Raw genomic sequence first — 15,891 nt, 5'->3', positions numbered from 1 at the left:
CTGTCAACAGGACCAATCCTCACGCCTTTTTGCGACCCAATTGGTTCCCGCCCGACACCCGCCGGCTCCCGCCCGACACCTCCCGGCTCCCGTCCAGCACCCGCCCCAACGCCTCCAGCGCTTCCGGATAGATCCGCTCCCGGGGAGTCCCGTAGCCCACGACCAAGCCCTGAGGGCGCCCCTCGCCGCGCTCGTGCCAGTGCTCGCCGAGATGCCCGACCGCGAGCCCCTCCTCCTCCGCCCGCGCCAGCACCTCCGCCTCGTCCGCCACGTCCACCAGTGCGTGCAGCCCGGCCGCGATACCGCGTACGCTCCTGCGCGCCCCCAGCCGGTCGAGCAACTGGTCCCGGCGTCGCCGGTACCGCAGTCGGCAGGCACGCACATGACGGTCGTACGCGTGGCTGGTGATCATCTCGGCCAGCGCCAACTGGCCGATGGACTCGGTGTGATGGTCGCTGTGCAGCTTCACGTCGGCCACCGCGTCGACCAGGTGCGGCGGCAGCACCATCCAGCCGAGCCGCAGGGCGGGGCCGAGGGTCTTGGACGCCGTACCCAGGTAGGCGACCTGTCCCGGTGCCATGCCCTGGAGGGCGCCGACGGGTTGCCGGTCGTAGCGGAACTCACCGTCGTAGTCGTCCTCGACGATCAGTCCGCCGCGCGCGCGTGCCCAGTCGGTGAGCGCCCGCCGCCGCTCGGGGTGCAGGGTCACCCCGGTCGGGTACTGATGGGCGGGCGTGACGACGACCGCGTCCGCCGACGAGGAAGCCAACTCCCCCGCGCAGGCGCCTCGTTCGTCCACCTTCAGCGGTACCACCGTGGCTCCGCCCCGCCGCACCACGTCCCGGTGGAACGGCAGTCCGGGGTCCTCCATCGCGACCACCCCGCCGTCCAGCACACGCGTGAGGAGCGCGAGCCCCTGCACGTATCCCGAGGTGATCACGATCCGCTCGGGCGGCGCGATCACGCCCCGGGCCCGTCCCAGGTAGCCCGAGAGCGCGGTCCGCAGTTCGATCCGGCCGCGCGGGTCACCGTAGTCGTACGCCAGGGAGGGCGCCGTCGCGATCGCGCGGCGCAGCGCCCGCAGCCACGCCGCCGCCGGGAACGTACCGACGTCCGGGCTGCCCGGCCGCAGATCGAAACGGGGCGCACGCGCGCGGGGAGCCCCGACGGATTCCGACACGGCGTCCGCGGGAAGCACCGCGACCTCGGTGCCCGACCCCTGCCGGGCTGTCAGGTACCCCTCGGCGACCAGTTGGTCGTACGCCCCCTTGGCGGTCCCGCGTGAGATGCCGAGTTCGGTCGCGAGCCGCCGGGTCGGGGGCAACCGTGTGCCCGGAGCGAGCCGGCCGTCGCGCACCGCGTCCCGCAGAGCCCGTTCGAGCCCGGTCCTGCGCCCCGCGGCCACGTCCGGCTCCAGATGCAGATCCACCCCGACACCGGACCAGAAGTCGTCGCCCACTCATCCCCCCGTGAGTTCCCGCGCCCAAAGGGGCGCGGGGCCGTGACACCATGCGGCTCCGCCGCGTGGGCGCGACCAGCCACGACCTACCCGCAGACGAAGGGCCGGGCACTTCTCGTACCCGGCCATCAGCCCTACGCCGGCCCTACGCCCAGCCCCCTACGTCAGCCCTTCAGAGCCGCCATCCACGCCTCGACCTCGTCGGAGCGGCGCGGCAGCCCCGCCGACAGGTTCCGGTTGCCGTCCTCGGTCACCAGGATGTCGTCCTCGATGCGCACGCCGATGCCCCGGTACTCCTCGGGGACGGTCAGGTCGTCCGCCTGGAAGTACAGGCCCGGCTCGACCGTCAGGCACATGCCCGGCTCCAGCGTGCTGTCCACGTACGTCTCGGTCCGCGCGGCGGCGCAGTCGTGGACGTCCATGCCGAGCATGTGGCCGGTGCCGTGCAGGGTCCAGCGGCGCTGCAGACCCAGCTCCAGGACACGCTCGACCGGACCCTCGACCAGACCCCACTCGACGAGCTTCTCGGCCAGCACGCGCTGCGCGGCGTCGTGGAAGTCGCGGTACTTGGCACCGGGCTGCACGGCGGCGATACCGGCCTCCTGGGCCTCGTACACGGCGTCGTAGATCTTCTTCTGGATCTCGCTGTAGCGGCCGTTGACCGGCAGGGTGCGCGTGACGTCGGCGGTGTAGAGCGTGTGCGTCTCCACGCCCGCGTCGAGCAGCAGCAGGTCTCCGGAGCGCACGGGCCCGTCGTTGCGCACCCAGTGCAGCGTGCAGGCGTGCGGGCCGGCGGCGCAGATCGAGCCGTAACCGATGTCGTTGCCCTCGACCCGCGCGCGCAGGAAGAAGGTGCCCTCGATGTAGCGCTCGCTGGTCGCCTCGGCCTTGTCCAGGACCTTCACGACGTCCTCGAAGCCGCGCACCGTCGAGTCGACGGCCTTCTGGAGCTCGCCGGCCTCGAAGTCGTCCTTGATCAGCCGCGCCTCGGAGAGGAAGACCCGCAGCTCCTCGTCGCGCTCGGCGGTGACCTTGTCGGTCAGGGCCGCCTCGATGCCGGCGTCGTAGCCGCGCACGACCCGGACCGGACCGGTGGCCTCACGCAGCTTGCCGGCCAGCTCCCGCACGTCGGAGGCGGGGATGCCGTACAGCTGTTCTGCCTCGGTGAGGGAGTGACGACGGCCGACCCACAGCTCGCCCTGCCCGGACAGCCAGAACTCGCCGTTCTCGCGGTCGGAGCGCGGCAGCAGGTAGATCGTCGCCTTGTGACCGCCGTTCCCGTTCGGGGAGACGGTGGGCTCCAGGACCAGGACGCCGTCCTCGGTCAGGTTGCCGGTGAGGTACGCGTACTCGACCGAGGCGCGGAAGGGGTAGTCCGTGTCGTTCGAGCGCGTCTTCAGGTTGCCCGCCGGGATCACCAGGCGCTCGCCCGGGAAGCGCGCGGAGAGCGCGGCGCGGCGGGTGGCGGTGTACTCGGCCTGCGCGATCGGCGTGAGGCCGCGGAGCTCGGTGTCGGCCCATCCGGACTTCATGTTCTCGGCGAGCTCGTCGGACACGCCCGGGTACAGGCCGTTCTTGCGCTGCTTGATCGGCTCTTCTTCGCCCGCTTCGTCAGCGGCATCGTCGAGCACGGCTTCCGGGGTCTCCGGGTTGAGCGCCTCCGACACGGTCTGCCTCCTAGATACGACTCTGGACCTTCGCCCCAGCTCTCCGCTGTGCTCGAGCAGGGGGACACCCATCATCGTACGGTCGTACGGGAGCGGGCCCAGGGCCGGAAGTCCTGTTACGCGCAGAGCTCAGCGCGGCGGCCCCACAGGACCGCACTCGAAGCGTGGACCGACCGCACTCGAAGTGTGGATCGACCGCACTCGAAGCGCGGACCTCAGTCGAAGCGCGCCGCCAGGAGTACGACGTCCTCCCCGCTGTCCGCCTCGTCCAGCCCGTCCGGCAGCACGGACCGCAGAACATGGTCGGCGAGCGCGCCGGGATCCTCACGCAGCGTCCTGGGGACGCTGGCGGCCGCCGCGTGCAGCCGGGCGAAGGCGCGGTCCATGGGGTCGCCGGTGCGGTGCAGCAGGCCGTCGGTGTAGAGCAGCACGGTCTCGCCGGGCTCGGCCGTCAGTTCGACACTGGGCGCCTCCCAGCAGGCGAGCATGCCCAGGGGCGCGGACAGCGAGGTCTCCACGAACTCGGTGCGCCGCGCGCCGATCACCAGCGGCGGGCTGTGTCCGGCCCCGGCGAGCGTGATCTTGCGCAGGGCGGGCTCGCAGTACGCGAAGAGGGCGGTCGCGGAGCGGGCGGGCTCGGTCAGGCGCAGCAGCAGCTCGAGGTCGGACAGGACGGCGACGGGGTCCTCGCCCTCCATCACGGCGTACGCCCGCAGTGAGGCCCTCAGCCGGCCCATGGCGGCGACCGCGCTGGGCCCGGCCCCGGTGACGGAGCCGACCGCGAGGCCGAGCGCGGCGTCGGGCAGCGGCAGCGCGTCGTACCAGTCGCCGCCTCCGCGCGGGCCCGTGCGGTGCCGGGCGGCGAGCTGGACACCGGAGACCCGGGGCAGCCGCGGCGGCAGCAGCTCCTGGGAGATCGTCTTCATGCACGCGCGTGTGCGGTCCAGCTCCAGCAGCCGTGCCAGGTGTTCGGTCGCGTAGCGGGCGTAGAGGCCGACGAGGTGGCGCTGGCGCTCCACCGGTTCGGCGGGTTCGTCGTAGAGCCATACGGCGGCCCCCAGCCGGCCCGCCGCCTTGGTGGACAGGGGCAGCGCGTAGCTCGCGGCGTAGCCGAGCCGGGCGGCCACCTCGCGGTGGCGGGGGTCGAGCCCGTCCTCGGAGAGGAGGTCGGGCTGGGAGATCTCGCCCTCGCCGCCGGGCAGTCCGTCCAGGATCCTGCCGTACGACATGGCGCTGCGCGGGACGGTCTCGATGTGGCCGAGGTCGGCGCGGGCGAGGCCCAGACCGATGGTGGTGTCCGGGCCGAGTCCGTCGCCCGGTTCCATGACGACGAGACCGCGCCGGGCGCCCACGAGGGCGGCTCCGGCGCGCAGCAGTTCCTGCAGCGCGTCGTTCAGTGTCGCGGTGCGCACCAGGCGCTCGGTGAGTTCGTGGAGGGTGGTGAGGTCGGACACCCAGCCGGCGAGCCGATCTTGGAGAACGGCTCCGGGGCCGGTGGACGAGGTGGCCGAAGAGGAGCCCGTTGCGGAACCCGTGACGGAGGTCGTCGGCGCGACAGTGTGTGCGGGCGCGGGAACCGTTGAATCGATTCCGGCCACTTTCGGAACGTGAGGGGCGTTCATGGTGTCCGGCTTTCCGACCGGTGCGTATTGCTCGATAGCATCGCAAACCCCCATGTCGTTCTGCGCCGCTAGCAGTGTCTCCACATGTACACGCACTCGTGAGGGGATGTCCAGCATTGTCCTGCTGGGATTCCTGGTGTCCATGAGACCCTCGGTAACCCTTGCGGGAAAGCAAAGTTGGCTTAAAACTGACTCAGGTAACGGGTTATTGAGGTCGACTGGCCTCGTTCGACGGAGCGTCACAGCGGTCGTGATGGGTACGTACTCGGTGAAGGCCAGGGGTGGTTGGGATCCGCCCGGAACCTGGCGACGGACCCGGGCGTCTTAACCACCGACGACCGTGCCCCATCCTCCCGTGGCGGAGGCGGCAAGAAACAGCGGGACGGCAAAACGCCAGGCGCCGCCACCCCACGCCATGCCCATGCTTTAGACAGACACAGTATGGACGCGGACGCAGCCAATGCTCGGCCCAGATGGGTTCCCCTTGCCGTGCGCAAGGGTGTGATGCGCCAGCAGGTACGCACAGTGAAGTGATCGACACATGACGTGATGTGATCCACGGTGTTGCCAGGCGTGCAACGGAAAGGAACGAGCGCTCATGCGCGAGATCCTCGGAAGGCGACGCAGGCTCCTGTCCAGGCGAAACAACGGGAGGCCTGAGATGCTCAGCGCGGCCCTGACCTTCGCGACCGATTGGCAGTGGCCCGTGCTCCCGGGTGTGGCACCGGACCCGCAGGGGCGTGCCCGCTGCGGGTGCCCGGACCCGGAGTGCACGGTGCCCGGTGCCCACCCCTTCGACCCCGGCCTCCTCGCGGCCACCACCGACGAGCGCATGGTGCGCTGGTGGTGGACCAACCGGCCGTCCGCACCCATCGTGCTGGCCACCGGAGGCACGGCCCCCTGCGCGGTGAGCCTGCCCGCCCTCGCGGCGGCCCGCGCACTCGACGCGCTCGACCGCACGGGCATGCGTCTCGGCCCGGTCGTCGCGGCGCCCACGCGCTGGGCGATCCTCGTCGCGCCCTACTCCATGGAGCAGCTCGGCGAGCTCCTCTACGCCAAGGACTTCGTGCCGGGGTCCCTGCGCTTCCACGGCGAGGGCGGCTACATCGCGCTGCCCCCGTCCGAGACCGGCCAGGGCCAGATCCGCTGGGAGCGCGCACCACTGCCCGGCTCGGCCGCGCCCTGGGTGCCCGATGTGGAGGCCGTGGTGGACGCGGTGGTGGAGGCGCTCACTCGTACGGGTGTGAGCGCGCCCGAGTTGTAGGGTGCCCGGCGCGCGGTGAGCCGCGCGCCCACCCACGCTCGTTATGTTCCGCACTATGCAGCGTCATTCCGGGGGACACAGAGCCCCATCGTCTCTACGTGCCGGGCCGGACTTCCACAGGGTTCGCCTGGTGGCGCTGGCGGGCCTCGTGGTGTTCACGGTCGCCCTGCCACTGACCGTGGCCTCCGCGGGACCCGTCGGTGACGGGAGCTCCGAGGCCCTACGCGCGTCCCGGACGATCGACGACAAGGGAACGGCAGCCCCCGCCGCTCCCCGTTCCTCTTCCGCGACCCCTCCCGCTTCCGCGCCCGTGCCCCGGCTTCTGGGCCTCGGCCGGGCCACCGCCGCCCGGTGCGGCCCCGAACTCTCCTCCCCCGACGGCATCGAGGCGCAGACCTGTGTCATGACCCAGGGGGAGGACAGCTGGGCGCGCACCTACTACCGCAACGCGACCGGTGACGAGCTGAGCTCCACACTGAGCCTCATGGGCCCCGGTGGCCGCACCGTGGAGATGAACTGCGCGGTGGGCGCCGAGGACGACCCGGGGGTGTGCGAGACGCCCAGAGGGCGTACGGAGGGGGGTGTGGGGGCGTACACGGCGGTCGCCGAGTTCGCGAGAAGCGCCGGGAGCGGGCCGATGCTGCTGCGGTCGGGGAGCGAGGCCGAGAGCGCCTCGGGGAGCGACTCCGAGAGCACCTCGGGAAGGGGACCGGAGAGCGGTCCGTAGAGTGCCTCGGGGAGCAACTCGGCCCCGTAGCAAGGCGGTTGACGTCTCAGGAAAATCCGGACATGGAAAGACCCGGTTGCTGGCGACGGGGGATGCACCAGCAACCGGGCTACTCGAACGGTAACAAGAGATCGGCGGTTCGCAAATTCGATCTCGGCTATTCGGACACGGATTTACCTGTCACCGCCGGGAGTTGTGACAGGAGTCACCCACTCCGTGAAGCGCCGACCAGCTGACCGGTCGGTCAGTGCCCCAGCTGTGTGTCAGCTGAGCGTGACCTGTCGGTTCGTGAGGCCGCCGCGTGCTCGCCGCTCGTCCGGGGTGAGCGGTGCGTCCGAGGCCAGGGCGGTCGCGAGCCGCTCGGCGAACTCGGCCGCCGGCTTTTCCACATCGTCGGCCGTGACGCCCGTCGGCAGGTCCCAGACCGGCACCGTGAGCCCGTGCGCACGGAAGGAACCGACCAGCCGCGTGCCCTCGCCGAGGCTCGAGCGACCGGCCGCGTGCAGCCGCGCGAGCGCGTCCAGAAGCTGCTCCTCGGGGTACGGCATCACCCAGCGCAGGTGGTTCTTGTCGGGGGTCTCGCACCAGTACGCCGCGTCCACGCCGGAGAGCTTCACGGTCGGGATCGCCGCCGCGTTGGCCCGCTCCAGGGAGGCGGTGACCTCCGGCGTCGAGTGCTCCGCGTCCGGGACCCAGAACTCGAAGCCCGAGTGCACAACTGGCTCGAACGCGCCTTCGGGGTCGAGCAGTTCCTGCAGTCGGGGGCCGTCGGCCGGGGCGCGGCGGCCCTGGATCGGGGTGCCGGGCTGGGCCGTGAGCGCGCGCTGGAGGGTGTCGGCGAGGTCGCGGCTGATGTCGCCGGACGCCGTGTCGTTCTGCAGGCCGATCAGGACCGAGCCGTCGTCGCGGCGCAGCGCGGGCCAGGCCATCGGCAGGACGGTGGCGAGCGTCACCGAGGGAACTCCCTCGGGCAGGCTCTCCTTGAGCTTCAGCTCGACCGTGGCGGCGGGCACCAGCTCGCGCAGCGCGACCCAGTCGCCCTCGCTCGGCAGGCCCTCGAAGGGGCGCTGGACCAGCTCCGTCACCGCGTGTGCGGCCGCCCGGCCGTGGCAGGCCTTGTAGCGGCGGCCGCTGCCGCAGGGGCAGGGCTCGCGAGCGCCGACTACCGGGATCTCCCCGTCCTTGAGCTGAGGCTGCTTGGCCTTCGTCTGGGGTCGCTTCTTGGCCATCGTGGGTGTCTCCCGATCACGGCTCGTCTCGTACTGGCGCGAGCCTAGCCGCTCGTACGTCAGCCGACGGGACCCTGTGGACAACGCACCGAGTCGTCACGGAACCGGACCTTCCGTCCGGGGCTTCCGCCCGTGGTTTCCGCCCCGCTCCGTCGCGTCCCGCCCGGCCCCGTCCCGCCCCGTCCTGCCCTGGTCAGTCCACGTCGTCGAAGGCGTCCGTGAAGTCCAGCCCGGGCAGTCCCGTCACACCCGGTGACGCGACGCGCGTAGCGAAGTCGTCACGCCGACGCGCGGCGGCCGTGTCCGTCACGTCGTCCTGGACGACGACCCACACGGTGACCTCTCCGCGGGTGTCGTCCCGTACGCCCCAGTCCTTGGCCAGCGCCGTGATGATGTTCAGCCCGCGGCCACCGTGTGCGGTGACCGAGGGTGTGGCGGGAACCGGGCGGGTCGGACCACCGCCGTCCGTCACCTCGACGGTGAGCCTCCCGGACGCGTCGACGCGCCACGCGGCCCGCACGTCGCCGTCCCCGGCGAGGGCGTCGCCGAGGGGCCTGCCGTGCCGGCACGCATTGCTCAAAAGTTCGGAAAGGATCAGTACGGCGTCGTCGATGACCGATTCCGTCACTCCACCGGTGCGCAGTTGATCGCGCATCCGATGTCTTGCTTTCCCCACGCCCGCAGGGCCATGGGGAACGGCCATGCTCGACGACGTGGGCACCTCCTGTGCCACCACCAACGCCACCCCCGAGACCTCCTTTGCCCCACGCCACGGTGTGGATGCCCTTCTGGACTGGACCGGAAACCGGCCAATCCACGTCTGCTGACGCACTCGTAACGATCGAACACGGAACGAACGCGCCGGTGCACTCCCTGTAACCGAGTGGCTGGATTTCGGCAGTGGTTGACGTGGTTCGACGGCTGTCGTCGGCACCTCGAGCGGTGGTTTCCGGACGACGAGCCGCGAGGTCAGCGGCCGAGTTGGTGCAGCACCGCGCGTGGGCGGTTGGTGATGATGGCGTCGATGCCCAGTTCAACGCAGAGATCGACATCCTCGGGTTCGTTCACCGTCCAGACGTGGACCTGATGACCGGCTCTTTTCAGCCGTTCGATGTATCGGGGGTAGCTGCGCACGATCCGCATCGAGGGGCCTGCGATCCGGACACCGGCCGGCAGTCGTCCGTCGCGCAGCCGGGGCGAGATGAACTGCAGAAGATAGACCGTCGGCAGCGTCGGGGACGCGGACCGGACGCGGTGCAGGGAGCGCGCCGAGAAGCTCATGACGCGCACCGGAGAGGTGGCGGCGCTCGCCGGGGCGTCCAGGCCGAAGCGCTTCAGGAGGAGCAGCAGCCGGTCCTCGACCTGGCCCGCCCAACGTGTGGGGTGCTTGGTCTCGATGGCCAGCTCCACGTGGCGGCCCGCGTCGGCGACGAGTTCGAGCAGTCGCTCCAGGGTGAGGACGGAGGTGTCCTGTGGGTCCCCGGGGCCGTACTCCCAGTCGGGGGACTCGTCGCGGTTCTTCCAGGAGCCGAAGTCCAGGGCGGCGAGCTCGGCGAGCTCCAGGGCGGAGACGGCTCCGCGGCCGTTGGACGTACGGTTGACGCGGCGGTCGTGTACACAGACGAGATGTCCGTCCGCGGTCAGTCGTACATCGCACTCGAGGGCGTCCGCACCGTCCTCGATCGCCTTCCTGTACGCGGCCAGGGTGTGCTCGGGAGCGTCTTCGGAGGCCCCGCGGTGGGCGACGACCTGAATCGGGTGCTGTCGTGCGTGGGTCACCGCGTCATGGTGCCACCGTCGCAGGGCCGACGTGAGGGCCGAGACACCAGGAATGTTCCTTTTTAGTATAAAGAGCCCGATATAAAGGATGGTCCTGGACCCACAGCCACCGCTTATGGTGCTCTGACGTCCCGTGGGAAAAGCTGACGGCGTACAAAAAGCACATGCACACCAGCACAGCTGCATCGCGCCGGACCGTCTGACAAGCGTGAGTGAGCGTGACCGAGTGCGACCGAGAACAACAGCCGTGGACCGAGGAGAAGAGCTGTGAGCACCGAGAACGAGGGCACTGCAGTACCCCCGGCCCCGTCCGCACCTCCCGTGCCGGTGGAAACTCCCGCTGCTTCCGCGCAGAGCGCTGCGCCCGAAGGGGGCGCGCCGACCGCCCAGCTCCCGGCGGTGCCTCCGAGCGCCCCCGGCGCACCGGAGCAGACACCGGCGTACGCGTCGATGGGCGCCGGGGCTCCTGAGGCTCACGGGCACGCCCCCGGAGCGTCCGGAGCGCCGGTCTCCGCCGCCGAGGCGGGCTGGCCGCCCCCGCCGCCCGCCGTTCCCTCGTACGCGGACGGTGGCGGCTCGGGAGCGGGCGGCTGGGGCTCCTCGTACGAGCAGCCCGCGCCGAAGCCCAAGAACCGGCGCGGCGGCCTGGTCGCGGCGATCCTGGTGGCCGCGCTGGTCGCGGGCGGCGTCGGCGGCGGCATCGGCTACTCGCTGGCCAAGAACAACGACAACTCCACCGACTCGACGACCGTCTCCGCGCCGAGCGGCAGTGGTGACGTGAAGCGGGCCTCGGGCACGGTCGCGAACGTGGCCGCCAAGGCGCTGCCGAGCACCGTCACCATCGAGGCCGAGAGCAGCAGCGGCTCGGGCGGCACCGGCACCGGGTTCGTCTTCGACACCCAGGGCCACATCCTCACCAACAACCACGTCGTGGCGGACGCGGTCGACGGCGGCAAGCTCACCGCGACCTTCCCCAACGGCAAGAAGTACGACGCCGAGGTCGTCGGTCACGCGCAGGGCTACGACGTCGCGGTCATCAAGCTCAAGAACGCGCCGTCGGACCTGAAGCCGCTCACCCTGGGTGACTCCGACGCGGTGGCGGTCGGCGACTCCACGATCGCGATCGGCGCGCCCTTCGGCCTCTCGAACACGGTGACCACGGGCATCATCAGCGCCAAGAACCGCCCCGTGGCCTCCAGCGACGGCAGTGCCAGCAGCAAGGCCTCCTACATGAGCGCCCTGCAGACGGACGCCTCGATCAACCCGGGCAACTCCGGTGGCCCTCTCCTTGACGCCCAGGGCGCGGTCATCGGCATCAACTCGGCGATCCAGTCCTCGAGCAGCGGCGGTCTGGGCGGCACCAGCCAGTCCGGCTCCATCGGCCTCGGCTTCGCGATCCCGATCAACCAGGCGAAGCACGTCGCCCAGCAGCTGATCAAGACCGGCAAGCCGGTCTACCCGGTGATCGGCGCCTCGGTCTCCCTCGAGGACGGCACCGGCGGCGCGAAGATCACCGAGCAGGGCGCGAGCGGCTCCGCGGCGGTCACCTCCGGCGGCCCCGCAGACAAGGCCGGTCTCAAGCCCGGCGACGTCATCACCAAGCTCGACGACCAGGTGATCGACAGCGGCCCGACCCTCATCGGCGAGATCTGGACCCACCAGCCCGGCGACGTCGTGAAGCTCACGTACACGCGCGACGGAAAGACCCACACGGCCGAGGTCACCCTCGGACAGCGCGACGGCGACAGCTGACCGGTCAGTCGTGTCCCCGCGCCACCGACGATCGCCGGTGGCGCGGGGTGGGTTGCCCGAGCGGCCCAAGGGAACGGTCTCGAAAAACGTGAGGACGCGAAAGCGTCCCCGTGGGCTCGGACCGCACCGCCACCGCAGGTCATAGACGTGCTGGTCGGAAGGGGTGCCTCTCGCCGAGAGGCACCCCTTCTGCATCGAGCTCTTACCTTGATCCGGCTCCGTCACGTTGTGGATCAGCGTGTGTGGACCAGGCGTGGACCGGATGTCGGGCCGCGGGCAGGGCAGGCACAGGTCTCCCCGGTGATCACAGCGTCGCAGCTCCATGATCACCAGGGCCTACGCCTGTTCTGCTACCGAGGTACCCCAACTCGCCTGCCTGCGCGAGCTCTTAGGAGATCTCCACAGTTCGAGCCGATGACAGACAAGACCTCCACCCAACCTGAGAAAGCCACCTGCCCTGCTGCTCAACGGCCGTGCCGCCCAGTACTCGCTGCCGCCCGAGGTGCCGCTCAGCCCACGGAGACGGTGGCCGTGATGTGCGAGCCTGGCCGCGGAGCTCGATGTCTCCTGACCGTGTGACGCACGCCACGGGAACCCGCCCCGCCGTGTGGACAAGGCTTGACGTGGACTACTCATTGCACACCCGGATACGGGCAGGCGACCCCGAGGCGTTCCGCGAGCTCTTCCGTGACCACGCCCGACTGGTCCACCGGCACGCGGTGCGCGTGACCGGGGACTGGACCGTCGCTGAGGACATCGTCTCGCTGACCTTCTTGGAGGCGTGGCGGCTGCGCGTCAAGCTGCGGGACGAGGGCGACAGCCCGCGCCCCTGGCTCATGGGCATCGCCGTGAACGTACTGCGCAACACCACCCGCGCCGCGCGCCGCCACAAGCGGGCGCTGGAGCGCCTGCCGGCCAAGGAAACGGTCCCGGACTTCGCCGACGAACTCGTCGGCCGTATAGCCGATGCCGACCAGCTGGCTGCCGCCCAGCGGGTGCTGAAGAAGCTGAACCGGAGCGAGCGCGAGGTCTTCACACTCTGTGTCTGGTCCGGGCTCGGCTACGCGGAGGCGGCGGCCGTGCTCGGCGTCCCGGTCGGCACCGTGCGCTCGCGCCTGTCCCGCGCCCGTAAACGGCTGAGCAGGCTGGCCGACGAAGAACTGAGAAAAGGCAAGGAACCGCTACCGCGCAACGGACAAGTACAGGGCGGCCGCACTTCTGCGGCCCGGTCACACGAGTCGTACGAGGAGAGGTCCGAATGATCCGCAAGAAGTCTCGGCGTGAGGAGTCGCTGGACCACGCGGAGCTGGCCCGGTTGCTGCCGGCGCCGGGAGACCCGCACCTGTCGCTCGACCGTCACCTGCTTCTAGAGGAGCACCTGATGAACGAGATCCAGCGCACCGCCCCTGCACCCGCCCCTGCACCCGCCCCTGCGCCGGCCCGCCGCCCGGCACGCCGTGTCCTGCTGATCGGTGTCCCGGTCACCGCCGCTGCCCTGGCCGGCGCCTTCGCCTTCACCGCGCTGACCAATTCCGGGGGCAACGGCACGGTCGCGGCCACCCCGCCCCCGGTCGAAGCGCCGGTCGTGCGCATCGAGCCCGGCAGCACCGCCCAGCTCGCCTCCACCGTCGAGCACATCGCCGCCGCCGCCTCGGCCAGCGAGACGCCCGAACCCGGCCCGGGGCAGTACATCTACATCAAGAGCAAGGTCTCCTACCTCTCCGTCTCGCACACCGACGCAGACGAGTCCAAGACCTTGGTCGAGCCCCTGCATATCCGTGAGGTCTGGAATTCCCCCGACGGCAAGCAGGGCTGGCTGGACGAGCCCGGCTACCAGCCCAAGGGCGGCGTCACCCTCAACACGGACGTCGAGAGCAGCTTGGGCGGCCCCTCCTACGACTACCTCAAGACGCTGCCCACCGACCCGGACGCCCTGCTGAAGAAGATCTACAAGGAGACCAAGGGCCAGGGGAACTCCCCGGACCAGCAGGCATTCACCACGGTCGGTGACCTGCTCAACGAGGAGCTCGCACCGGCGAAGCTGAACGCGGCGCTGTACCGGGCCGCGGCCAAGATCCCCGGGGTGGTGGTGGTGGAGCATGCCAAGGACGCCGCGGGACGCGAGGGAATCGCCCTGGCCCACGTCGACCAGAAGAGCGGCGACCGCACCGAGTGGATCTTCGACCCCAAGACGTACGCCTATCTCGGCAGCCGCGCTGTCCAGGTCAAGCAGGCCGACGGCATCAAGCCCGGCACGGTCATCAACTGGACCGCCGTGCTGGAGCGGGCCGTCGTCGACGCCCAGAAGCAGCGCCCCGGCGCGCAAGGTACCGGTGCGTGAGAACGCCATCGCCCCGCTGAGACCCCGCTGGGCGGGGGCGCCCCACAGGGGACGCCCCTACGAGCCGGTTTACCTACTCGACGTCGGGCTCGTTGATCGCGTCGAGAGCCTGTTGGATCTGCTGGTTGGCCCGCGCTTGGTTGCGGTGGATCGCCTTGGCGTAGAAGCGGAACAGGACCGCAATGCTGTGGCCCGCTCGTCGGGCGACCTCGGCCGGGGAGACGCCGGACTCAAGCCAGAGCGAGACGCCCTGGTGGCGCCGTGACCAGGAACGCGACCGCCTGGTCCGCGATCCGCTCGGCACGCTCGGACGCCTGCCCGTTGTGGATGACCACGAAGTGGGCGAGGCTCTCGAACAGCTCCTCACCAGCCACCGCGCGACCGGTCTTCTGATCGTTCGCCGTTGCCGTCATGTGCAATCTCCTCGTGTGAGGTGGTGCATGGGCATTTACCTCCCGCCCTGATCGCCGAGCTCGGCTCATCGACGACCGGGAAGCGGGCTTGGATGGTCGACCCCGAACGGGTTGGGGAGCCGGGGAGTTGGCACCCGTCCGGGGGCGACCGGTCTACGGGCTGGTACCGAGGGCCATGCCGATCACCAAGCCGCACGAACCGCTGATGCAGATGATGAACAGGACCCCGGCGCACCGGCCGATGGCGCGCATCACAGCCCGACCCGACTGTTGCCGTTCTTCACGGCCAGACGTGCGCTCAGTTCCTCTCGCGCACTGAGCGCCACCACGTTGTCCGGCATGGCATCCCACTCCCGGCCGCCGCGGATCGGCCTTATCTGAACGCGGCCGCCGATCTCACCCATGACGACGCCGATACGTCCCCTGGCACTGTCCTTCGCCAGTTCACCGACGCCTGGTCTGGTCTGCTGATTGCTCGCCATACACAGGAGCATCGCGACCCGGGGGCCACCGCCAAAAGGTCAGGCTGATTACCCAACTTGGGTAATGTCGCGAGAAGTAGAGAATCAGCGACGTTGCGTAGCCCCCGCAGTGTGGGAGCTTGCCCAAGGCCCGAAGCCGACCGGCCGCAGGAACTGCCTGCCAGGCTGGCTGCTCACCGATCCCGAAATGCTCCATGCGTGTCGGGTACGGGACTTCGCCAGAGTCTTCCGACTGGTGAAAACGAGAGCGGGCATCTACCCATCGATGATCGCCAGGCGATGCGAGCTGACGCCCAGCCGAGTCGGCGAAGTCATCGCAGGCCGCCGCCAGTTGCTCCACATGGACGTCGTCGAGCGCATCGCGGACGGCTTGCGCATCCCAGGCCACATGCTCGGGCTTGCCAGGCGATCTTGGGTGCGTTTCACGCGTTCTGGCTGGCTCGTACGCAGTTGGACCAGGGCAAGCTTGATCAGGCGTGCGCCACCGCCACGCTCTAGTGCCCGCGTCGGCGGTGGCGTCCGAGCGAGTGTCGGGCCATCTCAGGGGGTTCTGCGACCAGTTGGCCCCGTGCAGGCAAGAGCCGCCCGTAGCCCTGGCCTTCGAGGCGCGGCTACGGGAGCTCCTCCTCCCCGCTCAGCGGATCGCTTCATCCATGAGCAGGTACAGCAGGCCGACGAGCGATCCGCTGCTCACGATCTCGCGGCGGTCGATCATCCCCCCGCACCTCGCTGAGGGGGGATCCACTCGATGCGGTCGGACTCGTTCCTCTCGGTGGGCGGTCCGACGTGGGTCGCGCCATCCGCGCGGAAGACATGGTGCTGCGAGTCGGTGATCCCGTTGGCCGGCTCGTCGTAGATCAGTGGCTTGATGGGGCCAGGACGCCAGCCCGTCACTTCCAGGACTTCACGGGCCGCCGCCTCCTCCGGGGACTCGCCGTCCTCGACCAGGCGATGGGGGTCAGGACTCGCCTTGGTGGCCTCGGCTCGAAAGGGTGCCCGTCGTGGGCGTCGAATGGCTCCACTGTGAGCAGTGGTGCCGTTCGACATCGCGCCTGGTGAGGCGCTGGCGGAGGATACGAGATTCGGTTGCGGTACTGCGCTGCTGCACCACCCCAGCCAGGGCCAGGGTCGACGGCGTCATTGTGCTCGGCATCCT

The 15,891-nt window shown here is 70.2% G+C and carries 14 protein-coding genes and 1 pseudogene; 6 read left to right on the top strand and 9 right to left on the bottom strand.

The window, feature by feature from the left end:
• Positions 1 to 19: 19 nt before the first annotated feature.
• From pdxR to AAFF41_RS24345, 3 genes are all read right to left on the bottom strand, one after another.
• The gene (gene pdxR / locus AAFF41_RS24355) at positions 20 to 1,459 is read right to left on the bottom strand and encodes a MocR-like pyridoxine biosynthesis transcription factor PdxR (RefSeq protein ID WP_343324626.1); all 1,440 of its coding nucleotides are present in this window, start codon (positions 1,457 to 1,459) and stop codon (positions 20 to 22) included.
• Positions 1,460 to 1,623: 164 nt separating this feature from the next.
• A complete protein-coding gene (locus AAFF41_RS24350) occupies positions 1,624 to 3,126 on the bottom strand; it encodes an aminopeptidase P family protein (protein ID WP_382038564.1) in 1,503 nt (500 codons plus the stop codon).
• 215 nt (positions 3,127 to 3,341) lie between these two features.
• Positions 3,342 to 4,865 carry a PP2C family protein-serine/threonine phosphatase gene (locus AAFF41_RS24345; RefSeq protein ID WP_082417600.1) on the bottom strand — a complete coding sequence of 508 codons (1,524 nt, stop codon included), beginning with the start codon at positions 4,863 to 4,865 and terminating at the stop codon, positions 3,342 to 3,344.
• 481 nt (positions 4,866 to 5,346) lie between these two features.
• Between AAFF41_RS24345 and AAFF41_RS24340 the strand changes: the two genes are divergently transcribed.
• Positions 5,347 to 6,012 (top strand): bifunctional DNA primase/polymerase, encoded by a 666-nt coding sequence (locus AAFF41_RS24340; RefSeq protein WP_101398972.1) that lies wholly within the window; start codon positions 5,347 to 5,349, stop codon positions 6,010 to 6,012.
• 55 nt (positions 6,013 to 6,067) lie between these two features.
• A complete protein-coding gene (locus AAFF41_RS24335; protein WP_343324625.1) occupies positions 6,068 to 6,739 on the top strand; it encodes a hypothetical protein in 672 nt (223 codons plus the stop codon).
• 263 nt (positions 6,740 to 7,002) lie between these two features.
• Here AAFF41_RS24335 and AAFF41_RS24330 read toward each other — a convergent pair whose 3' ends face one another.
• The 3 genes from AAFF41_RS24330 to AAFF41_RS24320 all read right to left on the bottom strand — a co-directional run bounded on the left by AAFF41_RS24330 (position 7,003) and on the right by AAFF41_RS24320 (position 9,747).
• Positions 7,003 to 7,968: a DUF5926 family protein gene (locus tag AAFF41_RS24330; protein ID WP_190174490.1), complete on the bottom strand. Its 966-nt coding sequence runs from the start codon at positions 7,966 to 7,968 to the stop codon at positions 7,003 to 7,005.
• Positions 7,969 to 8,161: 193 nt separating this feature from the next.
• The gene (locus AAFF41_RS24325; RefSeq protein WP_319751241.1) at positions 8,162 to 8,800 is read right to left on the bottom strand and encodes an ATP-binding protein; all 639 of its coding nucleotides are present in this window, start codon (positions 8,798 to 8,800) and stop codon (positions 8,162 to 8,164) included.
• A gap of 137 nt (positions 8,801 to 8,937) precedes the next feature.
• A complete protein-coding gene (locus tag AAFF41_RS24320; RefSeq protein ID WP_319751242.1) occupies positions 8,938 to 9,747 on the bottom strand; it encodes a glycerophosphodiester phosphodiesterase in 810 nt (269 codons plus the stop codon).
• Positions 9,748 to 10,014: 267 nt separating this feature from the next.
• Between AAFF41_RS24320 and AAFF41_RS24315 the strand changes: the two genes are divergently transcribed.
• The 3 genes from AAFF41_RS24315 to AAFF41_RS24305 all read left to right on the top strand — a co-directional run bounded on the left by AAFF41_RS24315 (position 10,015) and on the right by AAFF41_RS24305 (position 13,840).
• Complete coding sequence (locus AAFF41_RS24315; RefSeq protein WP_319751243.1) at positions 10,015 to 11,499, top strand: S1C family serine protease; 1,485 nt, start codon at positions 10,015 to 10,017, stop codon at positions 11,497 to 11,499.
• A 623-nt stretch (positions 11,500 to 12,122) separates the two neighbouring features.
• On the top strand, positions 12,123 to 12,761 hold the full coding sequence (locus AAFF41_RS24310; RefSeq protein WP_319751244.1) for an RNA polymerase sigma factor: 639 nt from the start codon (positions 12,123 to 12,125) through the stop codon (positions 12,759 to 12,761).
• A complete protein-coding gene (locus tag AAFF41_RS24305) occupies positions 12,758 to 13,840 on the top strand; it encodes a CU044_5270 family protein (protein WP_343324624.1) in 1,083 nt (360 codons plus the stop codon). The genes AAFF41_RS24310 and AAFF41_RS24305 overlap by 4 nt, the downstream gene beginning before the upstream one ends.
• Before the next feature lie 230 nt (positions 13,841 to 14,070).
• Here the strand turns inward: AAFF41_RS24305 and AAFF41_RS24295 are convergent, their stop codons facing one another.
• Positions 14,071 to 14,253, bottom strand: coding sequence for a hypothetical protein (locus AAFF41_RS24295; RefSeq protein ID WP_319751338.1), 183 nt, complete (start codon positions 14,251 to 14,253; stop codon positions 14,071 to 14,073).
• Between the two features lie 251 nt (positions 14,254 to 14,504).
• Complete coding sequence (locus AAFF41_RS24290) at positions 14,505 to 14,735, bottom strand: hypothetical protein (RefSeq protein WP_319751246.1); 231 nt, start codon at positions 14,733 to 14,735, stop codon at positions 14,505 to 14,507.
• A 64-nt stretch (positions 14,736 to 14,799) separates the two neighbouring features.
• On the opposite strand from AAFF41_RS24290, the gene AAFF41_RS51655 reads away from it, so the two are divergent.
• Positions 14,800 to 15,468 (top strand): helix-turn-helix domain-containing protein, encoded by a 669-nt coding sequence (locus AAFF41_RS51655; protein ID WP_425526155.1) that lies wholly within the window; start codon positions 14,800 to 14,802, stop codon positions 15,466 to 15,468.
• Here the strand turns inward: AAFF41_RS51655 and AAFF41_RS24280 are convergent.
• Positions 15,370 to 15,692: pseudogene (locus tag AAFF41_RS24280) on the bottom strand (NUDIX hydrolase); the annotation flags it as partial. The gene AAFF41_RS51655 and the pseudogene AAFF41_RS24280 sit on opposite strands and share 99 nt — an antisense overlap.
• Positions 15,693 to 15,891 lie beyond the last annotated feature (199 nt).

Origin of the sequence: Streptomyces mirabilis (assembly GCF_039503195.1) — a bacterium.
Lineage (GTDB): Bacteria > Actinomycetota > Actinomycetes > Streptomycetales > Streptomycetaceae > Streptomyces > Streptomyces mirabilis_D.
This window is presented reverse-complemented; position numbering and strand designations above follow the sequence as displayed.